Here is a 16144-nt window from a genome sequence, read left to right as displayed (position 1 = left end):
TCGAGGACTCGCTAACGCTGCGAAGCGCGTAATTCGTAATTCGTAATGACGCGACGCTCGTACCTCGCTACCGCTAACGCTATCGAGGACTCGCTACCGCTGCGAAGCGCGTAATTCGTAATGACGCTCGAGGACTCGCTAACGCTGCGAAGCGCGTAATTCGTAATTCGTAATGACGCGACGCTCGTACCTCGCTACCGCTAACGCTATCGAGGACTCGCTAACGCTGCGAAGCGCGTAATTCGTAATTCGTAATGACGCGACGCTCGTACCTCGCTACCGCTAACGCTATCGAGGACTCGCTAACGCTGCGAAGCGCGTAATTCGTAATTCGTAATGACGCGACGCTCGTACCTCGCTACCGCTAACGCTATCGAGGACTCGCTAACGCTGCGAAGCGCGTAATTCGTAATTAAGTTTTGTAATGGGGATTTAGCGCAAAGTCACCAGGGAAAACCTGCTCACTGACGGCAGTTGTTCATGGGGAAAACCACGCCACTTGCTTCAATCCGGGAAACCCGTCCAACGCAGTGGCTCTCCAAGATCACACTGCCTCAACTTTGTAAGACAGACCTCAACACAAAACTTAATTACGTTAGCGTTAGCGTTAGCGTTAGCGAAGCGGTAGCGAGGTACGAGCGTCAGCGGTAGCGACACAGGAGCGTCGCGTCATTACGAATTACGTTAGCGCAGCGGTAGCGACACAGGAGCGTCATTACGAATTATTTAATTACGAGTATTAGATTGGGAATATTGAGATTGGAAAACTTCAACAAAATTAGAAAATATGTCCAAAATTATTGTCACTGGAGCAGCAGGGTTTGTTGGTTCTCATCTTGTAGAAACACTGTTGCGGCAAGGAGAAACAGTAATTGCGATTGATGAATTTAATGATTACTACGACCCCATTTTAAAGCGCAAAAATATAGCACATCTCCATTCGATACCTGGCTTTACATTAATTGAGGGAGATATGCAATTTTTCGATTGGCAAACACTCTTAAAGGATGTCGATGTAGTTTACCATCAAGCAGCACAAGCAGGTGTCAGAGCGAGTTGGGGCCAATCTTTCCGTGCTTATACTGAACGAAATATCAATGCTACACAAATTTTGTTGGAAGCTGCAAAGGATGCTAAACATTTAAAAAGGCTGGTATTTGCTTCCTCGTCTAGTGTTTATGGTGATGCAGAAACATTACCCACTCATGAAGGGATTTGTCCTTTACCAGTTTCTCCTTATGGCATTACTAAGTTAGCATCTGAACTTTTGTGTGGACAATATTATAAAAACTTTGGTGTGCCATTTGTTTCATTGCGCTACTTTACAGTTTACGGCCCCCGACAGCGCCCAGATATGGCATTTCATAAGTTTTTCAAGTCCATTTTACAAGATGAGGCAATTCCGATTTACGGTGATGGACAACAAACACGGGAGTTTACGTTTATTAGCGATATTGTTGCTGCTAATTTAGCCGCAGCAACTGCACCAGGCGCAGTGGGAGAAATCCTGAATATCGGTGGTGGTAGTACGGTAGTTTTAGCAGAAGTTCTGCAAACAATAGAGGAAATTGTCGGTAAACCTATCAAAAGAAACCATATCGACAAAGCAATGGGAGATGCACGCCACACATCTGCTGATGTATCCAAAGCGCAGAAAATCCTAGCATATCAGCCACAAGTTCCCCTACCAGAAGGATTAACCCAAGAATGGGAATGGATTAAATCATTATATTAAAGTTAGTACGGGTGAAGTGCGATCGCCCAAAACTTAATTACGAATTACGCGCTTCGCAGCGGTAGCGAGTCCTCGATAGCGTTAGCGGTAGCGAGGTACGAGCGTCGCGTCATTACGAATTACGAATTATTTAATATCCTATGCAACAATCCACCTCTGACAATTTTCGAGACTTTGTGCGGCAGCTTGCTACTTTAGTTGCCATTTTTGGTGCTTTCATTATTAATGTAGTGTCAAACGTTTTTCCCTTAAATGGACTGACTATTGGGGAAATTTCTAATAGTTTGTTTAAAGATGTCTTAATTATTCCTGCAAATTACGCCTTTGCTATTTGGGGACTGATTTATCTTGGTTTGTTTGCTTTGGCTATTTACCAATTCCTTCCTGCCCAGAGACATGATTTAGATTTACGCAAGATAGGATACCTGTTGGTAATTGCCTCTGTTGCTCAATGTATTTGGGTGTATCTGTTTTTGTCTAGGCTTTTTGCTCTTTCGATAGTTGCAATACTCTTGATTTTACTGCCCCTAATTATTGCCTATGTGCGTTTGGGGATTGGCAAAACACGTGTATCTCAAAGCAAAAAATGGTGTGTTTATCTTCCCGTTAGCATTTATTTGGGCTGGATTAGTGTTGCAACTATTGTCAATATAGCGAGTGCTTTGTATTCCCAGGGTTGGAACGGTTGGGGAATCTCCTTCTCAACATGGACAGTCGTGATATTGTTAGCTGCTTTTGCAATTGCAGCAGTCATTGCTATCCAACGCCGAGATATTGCTTATCCGGGGGTAACGATTTGGGCACTGGTAGCGATCGCATTCAAACAATGGAACAATACTTTAATCAGGAATGTGGCATTAATTTTGGCATTGATCCTGGTTTTGGCGATCGTAATGAAAAATTTACGTACTCAACAACAAGACAATTAATACACTATTTTAAATCTTTACCTTTTTTTATCAAATCTCCAAGTTATGGAAATATCACTTTCAAAGAGGATGGCATACTCAAGTTAACTTAAAACTTGACGAATTCAATTCGCGGCAATATAAACTTGTTTAATTAAATATGCGAAACAACTTTTTGCAAGTAGCTAAAATATTTTTTAACCCTGAAACCTTAATTCCGTTTATTATCGGCACAATCTTTTTATCTGTTCTGGGTAATGCTTTTACCCAAATATTGTTTAATATTTTTGGTACCACCACCATAGCGGCTGTGGGCATTGCTTTGGGATCTGTGTTAATTTTTCTTTTTTCAGTGTGGTTTTTGGCTAAGTCATTAAGCAAAATGCGATCGCCTGAAATAAATTTAGGTAAATCTTCTCCCCAAAAACACAAAGGATTAGTATTGTTAGTCAGTCGGGATGAACCTTGTAGAAAGGCAATAGAGTATCATTTTCCCCAACTAGAATACTGTTGGCTAATTTGTTCTTCTCAGTCTCTTGAGTTAGCCAAAAAGTTAAAAGAGGATTTTCCCAAATTAAAAATTTTAGACCCAATCGTTGTTAACGATATTTACGATCCTTTAGAGTTTTATCAGGTTGTGAGAAAAATCTACAATCATCTTCCCCCAGGATGGACAGTAAAAGATGCGATCGCAGATTTTACTGGTATGACTGCTCAAGCTAGTGTAGGAATGGTACTTGCTTCCTTGTCTATACAAGGCCAATTGCAATACACTCCTGCTGATTCAATAAATGGGCAACTCACAGGACATTCTCTTAGCCCGATTGAAATTGTTCTCAAGGAGCAGTTGAGTCAAGGAAAAAACTGAGTCAATAAAAAGGGATGTTAAGGGAATAACGGTATTAGACTTATTGCATGAATCAAGAACCCTCACCCTAAATCCCTCTCCCAAGTTTGGGAGAGGGACTTGGAATTTGACTCCCCTTCTCCCAAAATTGGGAGAAGGGGTTGGGGGTTGAGGGTTGTTTTTGTATTCGTGCAAAAGGTCTATTGGTTGCTGAGCAAAGTCAAAACAACCAACACTACAGCGTTTAGCACACTTAGATTGGTTGCTGAGCGGAGTCGAAGCGACTGAGCAAAGTCGAAGCAACCAACACCCCCACATCTTTACACCTTTGTTTTTGACAATCCTATAGAGCATTCATAAATTGCCGCGCTTTTTCAATGAATGGCGGATATTCGATTTTCTCGGCTAATTCTTGAGCATTTTCGTAACACGATCGCGCCAATTTTTTGCGCCTTGTCGTGGCGTAAAGAACACCCATATTTAGCAAAGTGGAAATTTCCCCAAGGGAATCGCCCAGTTGTTGATAAATCGTCATAGCTTGTTTGTAGAATCTCAGTCCCTGCCGATAATTTGCCAGGATGGTATAAGCAAAACCAATGTTATGTAAGGTTGTTGCTTCGCCAGAGCGATCGCCAAGTTCCTGACGTGTTAAAAGAACTTGATGATAGAGTATCAGCGCTTGTTTAGGTTGTCCTAAATCACTATAAATAGAGGCAATGTTGTTTAAGGTGGTTGCTTCACCAGTTAAATTCTTGGCAGCGCGTTGAATTGGTAGCGCTTCTTGAAAAGATTCCAAAGCTTGCCCATATTTGCCTAAAATGCTGTAAGCAAAGCCAATACCATTTAGAGTTGTCGCTTCACCAGAAAAATCTCCTAGCAATCGCCGCATTGCCAAAATTTGGTTTTGTAGCAACAACGCTCGTTTTGGCTCTCCCAATTTAGTGTAAATCAACGCTACATCATTGAGAGTCGAAACTTCGCCTTGAGTGTCTTGTAATCTCCTGAAGATTTTTAGTGCTTTTTCAAAATACTCTAGCGCTAGCGAAAACCGTCCTAAACGGCTGTAAGTTGCACCTAAATTGCTGAGTGCAGTTGCCTCTGCTCGCTCGTTGCCAATTTCTTCTGCAACCAAAAGTGCTTGCTGAAATCGCTCTAATGCTCTTTGCGGTTGCCAGCAACCGAGGTGAGCTAAACCAATATCATTCAAAGTATGACCTTCTCTATCTCTATCTGGAATTGCTCTAGCTAAGTACAAATTCTCGATCGCCAAATCGAAGTATTCTTGAAATTTTCGCAGCTTGTAGTAGCGGTTTGCTTCATCACGACGTTTTTCCCACTCTTTGACTTGATAAGGTTGCGTCATCTGACCTCGGTTGCACTGGATATAGGTAGGCCGGTTCTGTTGCAATTTGGGAATACACCCTTGTGAGGTTTTCCAAATTTTAGTTAATCATTATTTTCTACCTTTAGGCATAAGACGTAAAGAGAGAAGTGTGGTATTATTGCATACTTATAATGCGATCGCAACAATACCCCACTTAAGGAGTTAAATCACAGTGATACGTTAAGACAACAAACACGCAAATCAGTTAAATCGCTGCAATCAGACTCAAAGCCTGAATAGATCCCGTTGTTTGTTGTTATTTCATCAAAAATTACTGTGAATATCCCTGACTTATATCTGGAAAAAATTCGTGCCATTGATCCGAATCTTGCTTTCAACCACTTGGACTTTAACCAAGATGGCATGGTTAATGATGTTGTAGTTGTTAATCATGAACTTGTCTGCCGCTTTGTAAAAGTAGATTGGGGCACACAAGTGCTTGCTCATGAAGCCAAGGTGTTGGCAGTAGTGCAAAACTACATTGATTTGCAGGTTCCACACTTTGAACATTTAGAAGCAGGCTTTGTCAGCTACAGATTTATTAAAGGTGAACCGCTTTCCCGTAACACTTTATTGAAGTTGAGCAAAGCATCACAAGCGCGTATCATCTCTCAACTAGGAAGATTTCACCAACAATTGCATAGCATCCCCAATGAAGTTTTAGTCAATGCTGGCGTATCTTCTTCGGGTGCAGAACGTTCCCGTGAACATTGGTTGCAGTTGTACGAGCAAGTTCAAGAAACTCTCTTTCCTTATCTGTGGCGTCATCAGCAAACTTGGATTCATGAGCTTTTTGCGCCTGTAGTTAAAGACGAACTGGATCTGAGCTATACACCTATGCTGATTAATGGTGATCTAGCAGTGTATCATATCCTTTTTGACCCAAAATCAGAAAGCATTAGCGGTCTCATCGATTTTGGTACAGCTGGTTTGGGAGATCCGGCTTGTGACATAGCGGTGCAAATTGGTAACTATGGTGAAAGTATTGTGCGGCGTATGCAAATCGATTATCCGACATTACCGGATGTTATTAACCGGGCACGCTTTTGGGTGGGGACGCTTGAATTACAGTGGGCTTTAGCTGGAATAAAGTACAAAGATATTTCGCTTTCGTTAGCGCACATCAGTTTGGCGAGGGATGTGCAAGCTGTAGGTAAACCTCTGGATTTGTAGATATAGCAGTTTTAAATCATTCGTGAGAAACGAGAACCCCAACTTCTTTGAGAAGTCGGGGTTCTGAACTCACGTTGTCAAAGATTGGAGATATTAAAGTAATTGTTCATCGTCAAATACCTGATGGTTTCGATATCAAAACTGTATCTATCACCAAAAAAGCTGATGGGTATTACGTCACTTTAAGCCTTGATGACAAAACAGTTCCGATGATTAAACCTGATTTTGATGCTGATAATATTGTTGGCATTGATGTTGGTTTAATAGATTTTTATGTTGCGTCTGACAATACCAGAATTCCAACGCCCAAACATTTACGCAAAGCCGAACGTAAATTAAAATCAGCACAACGTCAGGTATCAAGACGCAAAAAAGGTTCTAATCGTCGTAAAAAAGCAATTAAAAAGCTAGCTATTCAGCATAAAAAAGTAGCAGATACTCGTAAGAACTTTCACTTTCAAACAGCCAAAGCATTATTTGATAAGTATGATGTTGTAGCTGTTGAAAAATTGAATATCAAGGGACTAGTTAAAACAAGACTGGCTAAAAGTATTAATGATGCCGGATGGAGACAGTTTGTGTCAATACTTTCAAACAAAGCCGCAAAGCTCGCCACGTGGAGTACTCCATGTGGCAGACTTTGCGCAAATGCTGGTTTGAAGGTAATAGCTGTAAATCCAAATGGCACTAGCCAAGAATGTTCTAATTGTGGTCATAAAGTGAAAAAGCCGCTATCTCAAAGAATGCACAATTGCTCAATATGCCATACAATTTTGTGTAGAGATTTGAACGCGGCTATCAATATAAAGGCGCGTAGGACGCACGCCCTTAAAGCTCAATTAATGTCTTCATTGAAGAGTCATTGAGAAGCCCGCGCTGTATGCGTTGCATCAGCGTCGGGTGCGTCACGCGGGAATAACTTGAACAATTAGTGAGCGTTTATCAAGCGACTGGACTTTACCTACTTGAGCGAGATCATTGACAACACGATCTAGTAGTTCCCCTGCTTGCTCACGATATTGATGTTCTCGGCCTCGTAAGCGAATAGCAAACTTCACTGAATCGCCTTTACTTAACCATTGACTTGCTTGGTCAATACGTAATTTATAATCGGCTACGCCTATGTTGGGACGAAACCGAACTTCTTTTACTGTAGGTCTAGCACTGTTGCCTTGACGTTTTTTCTTTTGATACTGAAGCTTGCCATAGTTAATAATCTTTGCAACTGGAGCCTCTTTGCTTTGAGATACTACAACTAAGTCAAGCTCTACACTTTGGGCTATCTGTAGAGCCTCGGAGGTATCCATTAGACCACGGTTGTTATTTTCATGATCAATCAAGAACACTTGAGGTGACTTGATTTGTGAGTTAATTAATTGTTTTTGGACTACGATAACGGTTTCCTCTCAATTGTGTAATGTTTTGCGAGTAATACTAAGGTAACACAATGAGGAATTGAGAACTTGTACTGAGCAGAGTCGTAGCTCTGCGCTTAAGCAAGCTACGCCTACCGTCTTTGATAAGAGAAGTATGGGAATAGAGATATTTTCATGCTTTGGTTGTCTAAACTTTACTTTTTTGTGAGAAATCGAAATGTTTCTTTACATTTATTAGGAATGCGATCGCAATTCCTTTGAGCATAATACTTAGATAGATGCACTGCAACAATTCCAATTTTATCTATAATTGGCAATAATTCCTTGAGCGATTTCCTCTACCCGTTGCACTAATTTCTGTGGTGCTACAACCTTAACATTACCTCCAAACCCAACAATCCATCTCCATAAATCAAAATCAACTAAAGTCCACTGAGGAAATATTGCTTGAAAACGATGGGGAAAATTGCGATCGCCAGTTCTAGAGAGGCAAAATAGAGACTTGGTTGACATCCTCCCCCGTTTGTCCTTTTAGAATTGGTTTTGACTGCTTGTTGAGTCTTGAGTTGGAATTTTGACATATAACTATAAGTTTATAGTTACTTTACGCAAATATGCGATCGCGTTAAATATTTGAGGTATATGTTGAATCTTAGTAGAGTACAAATGATAATTCTATATTGCTCGTGCGAATGACAAATTAGATGTCATGTTAAACCAAATTTGGTATCAAAGCTTTTCAGCGTTTGTAATTTTGATAATAAATATGTGGAACAGATTGAGAAATAAGTATCTATGATAATATAGTTGCGTTGGTGCGATACTCCATACAAGTCGTTATATCATGTCCGGAAAAGTTGCAAGGCAAACAGAGTTCAAGGCAAGAATCTGAGCATAGCCGAAGGCTTGAATTTGTGCGGAAAGTCCTGCTGTATCTAGCTCTGAAGTATTTTAAAGGAGAATTTGTAACATGACTATCTACACACCTCGGCAAATCGCCCAAACCCCTATTCTTGCGTTGAGGTGTGTCGATAGCTTGCTGTGTAAGGGTTTGAGCTATGTGTTTGATTAATTTTTCTGCTGGTTTTACAATGTTTTTTAGAGGTGTGTCGATTTGCGCTCCCAAACCCTTACTGGGTAAGGGCTGCTAGACGAACTCCCCACCGATTGGGTTAATTCGGAATAATTGGAAACCTCAGTGCCGGGCTACTCCCCGTGCAGCTCGTCCCCACCCCCACCGATTGGGTTAATTCGGAATAATTGGAAACGATGACGATGGACATCACCATGCCAGCGATTTCCCCCACCGATTGGGTTAATTCGGAATAATTGGAAACGTTGGTGGCGGCGATTGGGGTGGGGTTGGAGCGGGTGCCCCACCGATTGGGTTAATTCGGAATAATTGGAAACGGGACAGTACGACGCGTGCCTTGACCTGAACACTGACCACGACCCCACCGATTGGGTTAATTCGGAATAATTGGAAACGCTCCGCAGTCGCGCCAAGCTTGGAGTCCAGCGACCCCACCGATTGGGTTAATTCGGAATAATTGGAAACGGACGGGATCTGGCATGGTGAAGGAACCCAAACACTACCCCCACCGATTGGGTTAATTCGGAATAATTGGAAACAAACCAGGGTGAAGCGTTGAAGAGATCAGCCACGGTCGCCCCCACCGATTGGGTTAATTCGGAATAATTGGAAACCGTAGATTTGTCCCGCCTTAAGGTGTGAAAACGCCCCCCACCGATTGGGTTAATTCGGAATAATTGGAAACGCTACAGCAACTTCCTTAATCCTTGGACAGCAATTAAGCCCCACCGATTGGGTTAATTCGGAATAATTGGAAACGAGTAACGTTCAGGAAACTTCCAGAGCCGAATCCTTCCCCACCGATTGGGTTAATTCGGAATAATTGGAAACACAGGGATGATTCTACACCCCGTGTAGATATTACCCCCACCGATTGGGTTAATTCGGAATAATTGGAAACGATACAACCTCAACCTTTACATCCTCAGGCGCATCCCCACCGATTGGGTTAATTCGGAATAATTGGAAACTTGAGGATTAGCAACGTTCTTTTCCAAAGCTGGTGCGGAACCCCACCGATTGGGTTAATTCGGAATAATTGGAAACCAAAATGTCATTGCCAAGAACTTCACGAATGACCCCCACCGATTGGGTTAATTCGGAATAATTGAAAACAAAAAAGCCCTCATAAGTATGAGGGCTTGTTATTTTAAAAAATAGCTATTAATTGAAAAAAAATCATAAGGCGACTCTCGTAAAACTCCCATATCCCACCTCATGATGTCTTTCACTAACGCACTTTCTAATGAAATTCCCTCGATAAAATTTTATTGGCTTTGATATTGGAAATATCCGTCACCCATCTTACCCAATTATCAGGGGCAAAACTAATTAGTTTTTTCGTGCTGATATCTGCTGGTTTTGGCATTTTTCAAGATGCACTTTCGTCATTCGCATCAGAATAGGTAGCAATTGGGGTCATCTCTGCAACACTTGGTACTATAAGTGTTTGGTTGAAGATTAACAAGTAAGAAGCTCAGCAATTCTTTTGATTTTGTGATTTTTCCTGACGTATTGTTACATACATAAAGAGTATTGTTACATACATAAAAAGAATCAGTAGTTTTGGGTAGCAGTGAAGTTGCTCATTATACGATTTTTGAATGCTGAATATTATTAGTTCAAATTATTTACGCCTTTTTTGAGTATGACTGATGAAGCAAAATACACCGCTATTACATTTGCACCAGTGCAGGGATTTATCGAGCGATCGCGGAAGTTGCGGGACTTATATGGTGCATCGGAACTTCTTTCTTATTTAAGTAAAAAAATAATTGATGCAGCAAAGGAAATACCTGGTGTAGAAGTGATTTCCCCTGGTAGTCCTGATATCGAACAGGGAACACCCAACCGGATTCTCCTCAAAGGTGATTTCCCAGAACAGCAAGCAAGAGACACACTTTTATCAGCTTGGAAAGAAGTCATCGACCATTGTAGACAATGGCTGAATGATAACCTGCGACATTTGGGGCCTTATTACTGGGATGATGACTGGAATCGTTGGGCTAATCATAGTTGGGAAATATTTTGGGCGCAAGCAAATTCTCCCACCTCTGTAATGAGAGAATTAGAAAACAATAAACTGGGTCGTGATTGGATTGCAATTAATTGGATTGGTGAAAGTTCCAGTCTGACAGGTACTGATGGGATAGTATTTCCGGGATTGGGTGGAATAGAACGCGATCCCAAGAAGATTAGTTATAAAGATGAAAAAGAAAAGATTGAAGAATTTTATACAGAACTAGCAACAATAACTGAAAGGACGACAACACCAGAAATTGAAGGTAAATTTATTGATCCAAAGGAAAAACTCAGCATTCCCGAACTGACTAAACGTTTGGTAACCCATCGCGATATTGCAAGACGTTTTGGGATGTCATCTTTAACTAAAGGATTTCGAGAAATTCAGCGTAAACCCGAACCAGAGATGAATACACCCGGACAGTGGACGGGTTGGTTTATGGGGGATGGAGATCAGGTTGGGAATCATCTACAAACTATTGCAAAAACAGAAGGCGATATTGGACTGAAACAATTTAGCGAAGCAATGCGGAAGTGGGGACATGATTTTACCCAAAATTTCACTAATAACGTCTCCAGAATCCAGGGACGAGTCATATATGCAGGTGGTGATGATTTTCTAGGAGTAATTTACAGTCCCAAACCGCAAAATCCAATTCCCGCTTTTACGGCTTATGAGTGGTTGATGACTTTAGATGATAGGTGGAGACAACACCAACAGCCAATAAATCTGAGTGTGGGGTTTGTCTGGGTAGCAGGAAGTGTACCCCAACGGGATGTATTGCAACATTGTCGGGAAGCCGAAAAATTAGCTAAATCTCGTGGACGCGATCGCCTTACTATTCGAGTCTTGTTTAATAATGGTCAATATGTGCAATGGACTTGTCCTTGGGATTATTTGCATATTTTGAAAAATTATCGAGATAGAAATGGTTATACCTACGAAAAGTGGGAACGCCGAGGTAGAGATGAAAAATATCAACCTAATTGGAATCATATTTATAGTGATTTAGCTCAACTCAAAGCGCGTCATGCAATCGATTTGAATATTGATATCAACTCTCAGGGAGGAAGAATTAACGATATATACGATATCGCTTTAGCCTTATTTAATATTTATTTTAATCAAGGAGAATTTTTAACCAGAAATGCCTTACATATTGTCAATGATGATTCATCTTTAGAGATAATTTCTTGGATTAATGACTTAGTTAATGTAGGTTGGCAATTATGTACAGATATTTAATTATTATTAATCCCTTGGGATTTCTCTATGGGAGTGCAGGCGCATTTTTATCACCAGACAACTTAGTAGGACGTTCGGGAGCAAAGTTTCCTCCCGATGCTTATACATTATCTGGCTTGTTTTTTGCTGCTAATAAAACTGAACCGTTTATTGAGCATGAGGAATTAAAGAAACTACACGTTGCTGGCCCTTTTTGGGCAGAATTAGATAATCCTGAATATTTTTATCTTCCCATTCCTTGGACAAAAATTATTAATCAAGAAAAAAAACAAACAGACGAATGGGAAATTCGTGATGATAAATGGTATCGTTCCGAAGCCACAAAAGATATAGAACCGGATTGTCGCTGGCAAACTATTAATTATTGGGAAGATTCGGCAAAAACGATTCTCAGTAACGGTGGTACTGCTGAAGATCCTTGGAAATATACATCTATATTACATCCAAAATTAACTAAAAGCGAGAGATGTGTGCAAGCAGAGGGAGGACTATTTCTCGAAAACTCCGTACAAATGGGCTATCATTTCCGCGATAATGAACGCAATGAAACTTGTTTAGTTTATTTGTCAACCCACGAAATTCCCAGAGGTTGGTATTGCTTTGGAGGGGAAAATCATCTAGTAGAAATTAGTTCCATTGAACTCCCAAATGACAGTTGGATATTAAAGTTATTAAAACAAAAAATTCAACGTAGCTGTGCATTAATTACACCAGGGGTATGGGGTTCAACTCGGTTTTCTCGTCGTTATCCCGACCCACAGCATACAACTTTTCCTCAACCTACTCATCTTCTCACTGATAGACCTTCCCCCTACCGTTACCGCGTCGGAGATAACCAAGGAAAGGGTCGTTTGGGAAGGGGACGTTATGCAGTTCCGGCGGGTACAGTTTACGTCTTTGACGAACCTTTAAATAAATCTTGGTGGGGAGACGAAAATGAACCAGGATTTCCTGACGAATGGTTTCCTAATGAAGGATTTTATCTCAAACAATTGGGATGTAGTTTGTGCTTACCGCTAGCGATTACTGGAGTTGATTAGCGATGATAACTCTTTAAGCTGTTCCACATATAACTTGCATAATTAGGGCGGGCAAGATGCCCACCCCACAAGAGTTTTATTTAATTTGATTATGTAATTTAGATGTTTTTTAGCTTAGCACAACTACAAAGCTAAATTTTTTTGATGTCAGTCATACAATAATGAAGAAAAAATCATAAGGAAGTAATTTAATGTATCATCAAGCCTACGGCATAATTAAAACCTTAGCACCACTGCATGTAGGAGCAACAGCCGGAGAAGAAAGAGGAAATTTAAACTTAATTTTCCGCGACCAATTTACCCAGACTGGGATTATTCCCGGTAGCTCAATTCGGGGAAGACTGCGTGCAGAAATGCGTCAAAATCATGGAGGGGAGGAACAAAAAGTAAGGAAGTGGTATGGTAATGATGTACCAGACCGCAACGAGGTTGATACAGTAGATCGCACTTTTTCTGACCGCACAACAGAGTCATTAGTTAAGTTTGAATATGCTTCTATTGTTTGGCTACCTGTATTTTGTCCTGGACAACCAATTGTTTGGGTGAGTTGTCCGCGTTTACTTAAACGTTACAGACGCATAACCAAACAAGAAAATCTTACTCTACCGCAAAAATATACGCGATCGCAATCTCTCACACCCCTACCAAATAACAAACTGTTCTTCAATTTTGGATTTTTAACTCTTGAGCATCATGCCAACTTATCTAGTTGGTTTCCAGATAATGAAGAATTTCCAGCAGTGGTAGTTGGTGATGACGAAATCTCCATGATTCACGATATGGCATTATATCGTCAAAGTCGTGTAGCTTTAGAAAAAGACCAAAAACGTAACGCTGACAAGGCTTTTTTTGGAGTAGAAGCATTACCAGAAGAAACTATTTTAGCTTTCCCCATTGGCTTGAAAAAAGATAAAGATGGCGAACAGTGGGAACCTTTTTCTGAACGAAAAACTCAAGATGATATTTATTTAGGAGGACTAGAATCAGTCGGGTTTGGTCATTGTGAAATGTCATTATTTAATATTCATGTCAATAGTAAAATTACAACAAAATAGGTAATTCATATATGGCTTGGTCAGATTTTAGCCTAGATAAAACTGCTCACGATTTAGTGTATAAATACCGTAACGACGACAAAGAAACCGTGAATCAAGTCCATAAAATGCGTACTACTGTTGCTTATGGATTAGAACGATTTTGGGGAGAACATCTACGTTTAAAGGGCAGAAAATCCGCATATTGGGAAGAAACTTGGAATAAACTTGTGGGCATTATGAAACAAGCTGATATTACAGTCCCCAGTAACCCCCAAGACTTGTGGAACTTAGAAGTATTTCCCCTCGCCTACCGCAAGGTTGCATTAGCGATTTTAACGCAACTATGTGACTGTATGGTGTGGTGGACGCAGAGATACAAACCCACTCGCAATGACGAAACCGAAGACGATAATTAGGGAGAATCGAAAAATGAGCGATTGTGACTTAGTACCTTTGATGTATCGCGCCCAAATCGAGGATAGGGGAAAAATCCAGTATGCTGGAGATCCAAGACCTGCAACACAGTGGGTTAATCAATGGTTAGATGGATGTCCCCCAAACTCAAATACTCAAGCAGATAATGTAGATATTCGTCAAGCTGCATTGCGAAGAACACACCAGCAAACAGCCAATTTTACATACAGAATGCCACAACTTGCCACAGGCGATGGCACTTGGGAACAGACTTACACAATTAGCTGGCGTTTAGTTACCAATTCAGGACAAGATGAAGATGTAATTCGTCCTGTAATAGGTGCTAAAGGGATACCTTTTTATCCAGGTTCGAGTATGAAAGGTGCATTTTTGCGTGCTTGTTTGCAAATTGCACCCGACAAAATTCTATATTTTTGTGGTGGAGAAGTAGAAGAAATCATCGCCGGAAAAAAACACAAAAGAACTAAGCCAGGTATTTTACGTTTTCATGGTGGTTATCCTGTAGATATGTCTTGGGGGAAAGATAGACAACGTTTAGTAGATGTTGTTCACTCCCAAGAAAAACGCCAAGTTATGGAGAATATAAATACTGGTGCTAACGTCCAAATATCGCTATATAAAACTAAGTTTAAATTTGGTATTTCTAGCACCAAAAATCATGTCGATTGGAAATTAGTACAACAAATTTGGGAACGAGCATTATCCCAAGGAATAGGTTCTAGAACTAGCGCAGGGTACGGTCGATTTAAAAATATTGCCGATAACAATCAGGTGATTTTGTCAGTTAATCTGAGTGGAAAGGGGCTAACTTCCACATTACTCACATCAGATAATAATGGTAATAAAATTCCCGAATTTCGTCCAAATATGTTTAAAGCCGCATTACGCGGACATACTTTGCGGTTACTAGCAGGGGTGACAAATGATGCCGAAAGATTAACAAAAGAACTCTGGGGTGGATTTCTTCAAGGTAATGAAGAAAACGGCTCGATAGTTGGTAAATTTGGTATTGATTTGCAAGTTGAAAATAAAAATTTAGCTTTTGGTGAACATAACTATTTTCCTAATGGTAGAAGAACTAGACCAATGCCTGTCTACAATTTAAAATCAGGGAAACTAGATATTTTTGCTGTCAAATCTTACTCAGAACAAGAAAGAGAATTTTTAACTCTTTTAATTAAATTTTCTCTATTACTAGGTGGTTTTGGTAAATCATGGCGACGAATTCATCATGATTTATTTTATCAATCATATTTTCAGAATAATGATAAACCGATGATTGGTTGTCATTGGTTATTTAGCAAACCATCAGAATCAGCAGACTATTGTATTACAGCACCTAGAGGGGAATTGGATAATATCAGAGCTTTCTTAGCGAGTATTCCTAATACTGTCAGAAATTGCTTTAATTTACCATCTACAAATAACTATGTAAACAATTGGCGTGAAGTTTGGCATCCTCAAAAAGTGCAAGTTTGGGGGCGAATTGCTGAAGATAAAAATGATAGTCAAGCTGTTGAATGGTTTCATCGAGATAATTTTATTAAGAGAACAGAATTAACTGGGAGTATAGGAAAACCCAGTAAAGTTAGTAGAATTTGGCATAGAATGTATCCTTTTTACGTAAAAATAGATGGCAAAATATTGCATAAAAAAAATGAGGAAGGTAATTACAAGTATGTTGAATTATTAACCATTTTTACACCAGATGATTTACCCAAAACTAGGGAATTTTTAAGTTTTTTAAATAGTAGTAATGATTTTATTAAACTGTGGGGAGGAAATTAAATCAGTAGACCTCTTGCATAAATATTTTTTTTTCACGCAGAGGCGCAGCGAAAAGTTCTG

General features: G+C 40.2%; 13 protein-coding genes, 1 pseudogene and 1 CRISPR repeat array. Of the genes and pseudogenes, 10 read left to right on the top strand and 4 right to left on the bottom strand.

Features of this window, described 5'->3' with window-relative positions:
* Nucleotides 1-787: 787 nt before the first annotated feature.
* From AC5JMF_RS21530 to AC5JMF_RS21520, 3 genes are all read left to right on the top strand, one after another.
* Nucleotides 788-1735, top strand: coding sequence for an NAD-dependent epimerase/dehydratase family protein (locus AC5JMF_RS21530; protein ID WP_495797750.1), 948 nt, complete (start codon nucleotides 788-790; stop codon nucleotides 1733-1735).
* A gap of 140 nt (nucleotides 1736-1875) precedes the next feature.
* Nucleotides 1876-2664: a TspO-related membrane protein gene (locus AC5JMF_RS21525; protein ID WP_495797749.1), complete on the top strand. Its 789-nt coding sequence runs from the start codon at nucleotides 1876-1878 to the stop codon at nucleotides 2662-2664.
* Between the two features lie 139 nt (nucleotides 2665-2803).
* Entirely contained in the window at nucleotides 2804-3511 is a 708-nt protein-coding gene (locus AC5JMF_RS21520; RefSeq protein WP_495797748.1) for a CRISPR-associated protein, read from the top strand.
* Between the two features lie 322 nt (nucleotides 3512-3833).
* On the opposite strand, the gene AC5JMF_RS21515 is transcribed toward AC5JMF_RS21520, so the two are convergent.
* Entirely contained in the window at nucleotides 3834-4853 is a 1020-nt protein-coding gene (locus AC5JMF_RS21515; protein WP_495797747.1) for a tetratricopeptide repeat protein, read from the bottom strand.
* Nucleotides 4854-5150: 297 nt separating this feature from the next.
* Here AC5JMF_RS21515 and AC5JMF_RS21510 point away from each other — a divergent pair, with 297 nt between their 5' ends.
* Nucleotides 5151-6047, top strand: a complete 897-nt coding sequence (locus AC5JMF_RS21510) for a phosphotransferase family protein (RefSeq protein ID WP_495797746.1) — start codon at nucleotides 5151-5153, stop codon at nucleotides 6045-6047.
* 74 nt (nucleotides 6048-6121) lie between these two features.
* The gene (locus AC5JMF_RS21505) at nucleotides 6122-6913 is read left to right on the top strand and encodes an RNA-guided endonuclease InsQ/TnpB family protein (protein ID WP_495797745.1); all 792 of its coding nucleotides are present in this window, start codon (nucleotides 6122-6124) and stop codon (nucleotides 6911-6913) included.
* 39 nt (nucleotides 6914-6952) lie between these two features.
* On the opposite strand, the gene infC is transcribed toward AC5JMF_RS21505, so the two are convergent.
* The 3 genes and pseudogenes from infC to AC5JMF_RS21490 form a co-directional block, all read right to left on the bottom strand.
* Nucleotides 6953-7420: a translation initiation factor IF-3 gene (gene infC, locus AC5JMF_RS21500; RefSeq protein WP_495797751.1), complete on the bottom strand. Its 468-nt coding sequence runs from the start codon at nucleotides 7418-7420 to the stop codon at nucleotides 6953-6955.
* A gap of 303 nt (nucleotides 7421-7723) precedes the next feature.
* Nucleotides 7724-7936 carry a WCX domain-containing protein gene (locus tag AC5JMF_RS21495; protein WP_495797744.1) on the bottom strand — a complete coding sequence of 71 codons (213 nt, stop codon included), beginning with the start codon at nucleotides 7934-7936 and terminating at the stop codon, nucleotides 7724-7726.
* A 645-nt stretch (nucleotides 7937-8581) separates the two neighbouring features.
* Nucleotides 8582-9632: a CRISPR direct-repeat array (repeat unit 36 nt; unit sequence CCCCACCGATTGGGTTAATTCGGAATAATTGGAAAC).
* Between the two features lie 133 nt (nucleotides 9633-9765).
* Nucleotides 9766-9885, bottom strand: a pseudogene (locus AC5JMF_RS21490) (transposase); the annotation flags it as partial.
* Nucleotides 9886-10164: 279 nt separating this feature from the next.
* Here AC5JMF_RS21490 and AC5JMF_RS21485 point away from each other — a divergent pair.
* From AC5JMF_RS21485 to AC5JMF_RS21465, 5 genes are all read left to right on the top strand, one after another.
* Nucleotides 10165-11784 (top strand): Cas10/Cmr2 second palm domain-containing protein, encoded by a 1620-nt coding sequence (locus AC5JMF_RS21485; protein WP_495797743.1) that lies wholly within the window; start codon nucleotides 10165-10167, stop codon nucleotides 11782-11784.
* Nucleotides 11769-12824 (top strand): CRISPR-associated protein, encoded by a 1056-nt coding sequence (locus tag AC5JMF_RS21480; protein WP_495797742.1) that lies wholly within the window; start codon nucleotides 11769-11771, stop codon nucleotides 12822-12824. Before AC5JMF_RS21485 ends, AC5JMF_RS21480 begins: the two co-directional genes overlap by 16 nt.
* A 191-nt stretch (nucleotides 12825-13015) precedes the next feature.
* On the top strand, nucleotides 13016-13879 hold the full coding sequence (locus AC5JMF_RS21475; protein WP_495797741.1) for an RAMP superfamily CRISPR-associated protein: 864 nt from the start codon (nucleotides 13016-13018) through the stop codon (nucleotides 13877-13879).
* Between the two features lie 11 nt (nucleotides 13880-13890).
* Complete coding sequence (locus tag AC5JMF_RS21470; RefSeq protein WP_495797740.1) at nucleotides 13891-14277, top strand: hypothetical protein; 387 nt, start codon at nucleotides 13891-13893, stop codon at nucleotides 14275-14277.
* Nucleotides 14278-14290: 13 nt separating this feature from the next.
* The gene (locus AC5JMF_RS21465; protein ID WP_495797739.1) at nucleotides 14291-16084 is read left to right on the top strand and encodes an RAMP superfamily CRISPR-associated protein; all 1794 of its coding nucleotides are present in this window, start codon (nucleotides 14291-14293) and stop codon (nucleotides 16082-16084) included.
* The last annotated feature ends 60 nt before the right edge of the window (nucleotides 16085-16144 follow it).

Source organism: Desmonostoc vinosum, assembly GCF_059505385.1.
The sequence above is the reverse complement of the archived record's forward strand: the minus strand, read 5'-3'. Positions and strand labels throughout refer to the sequence as shown.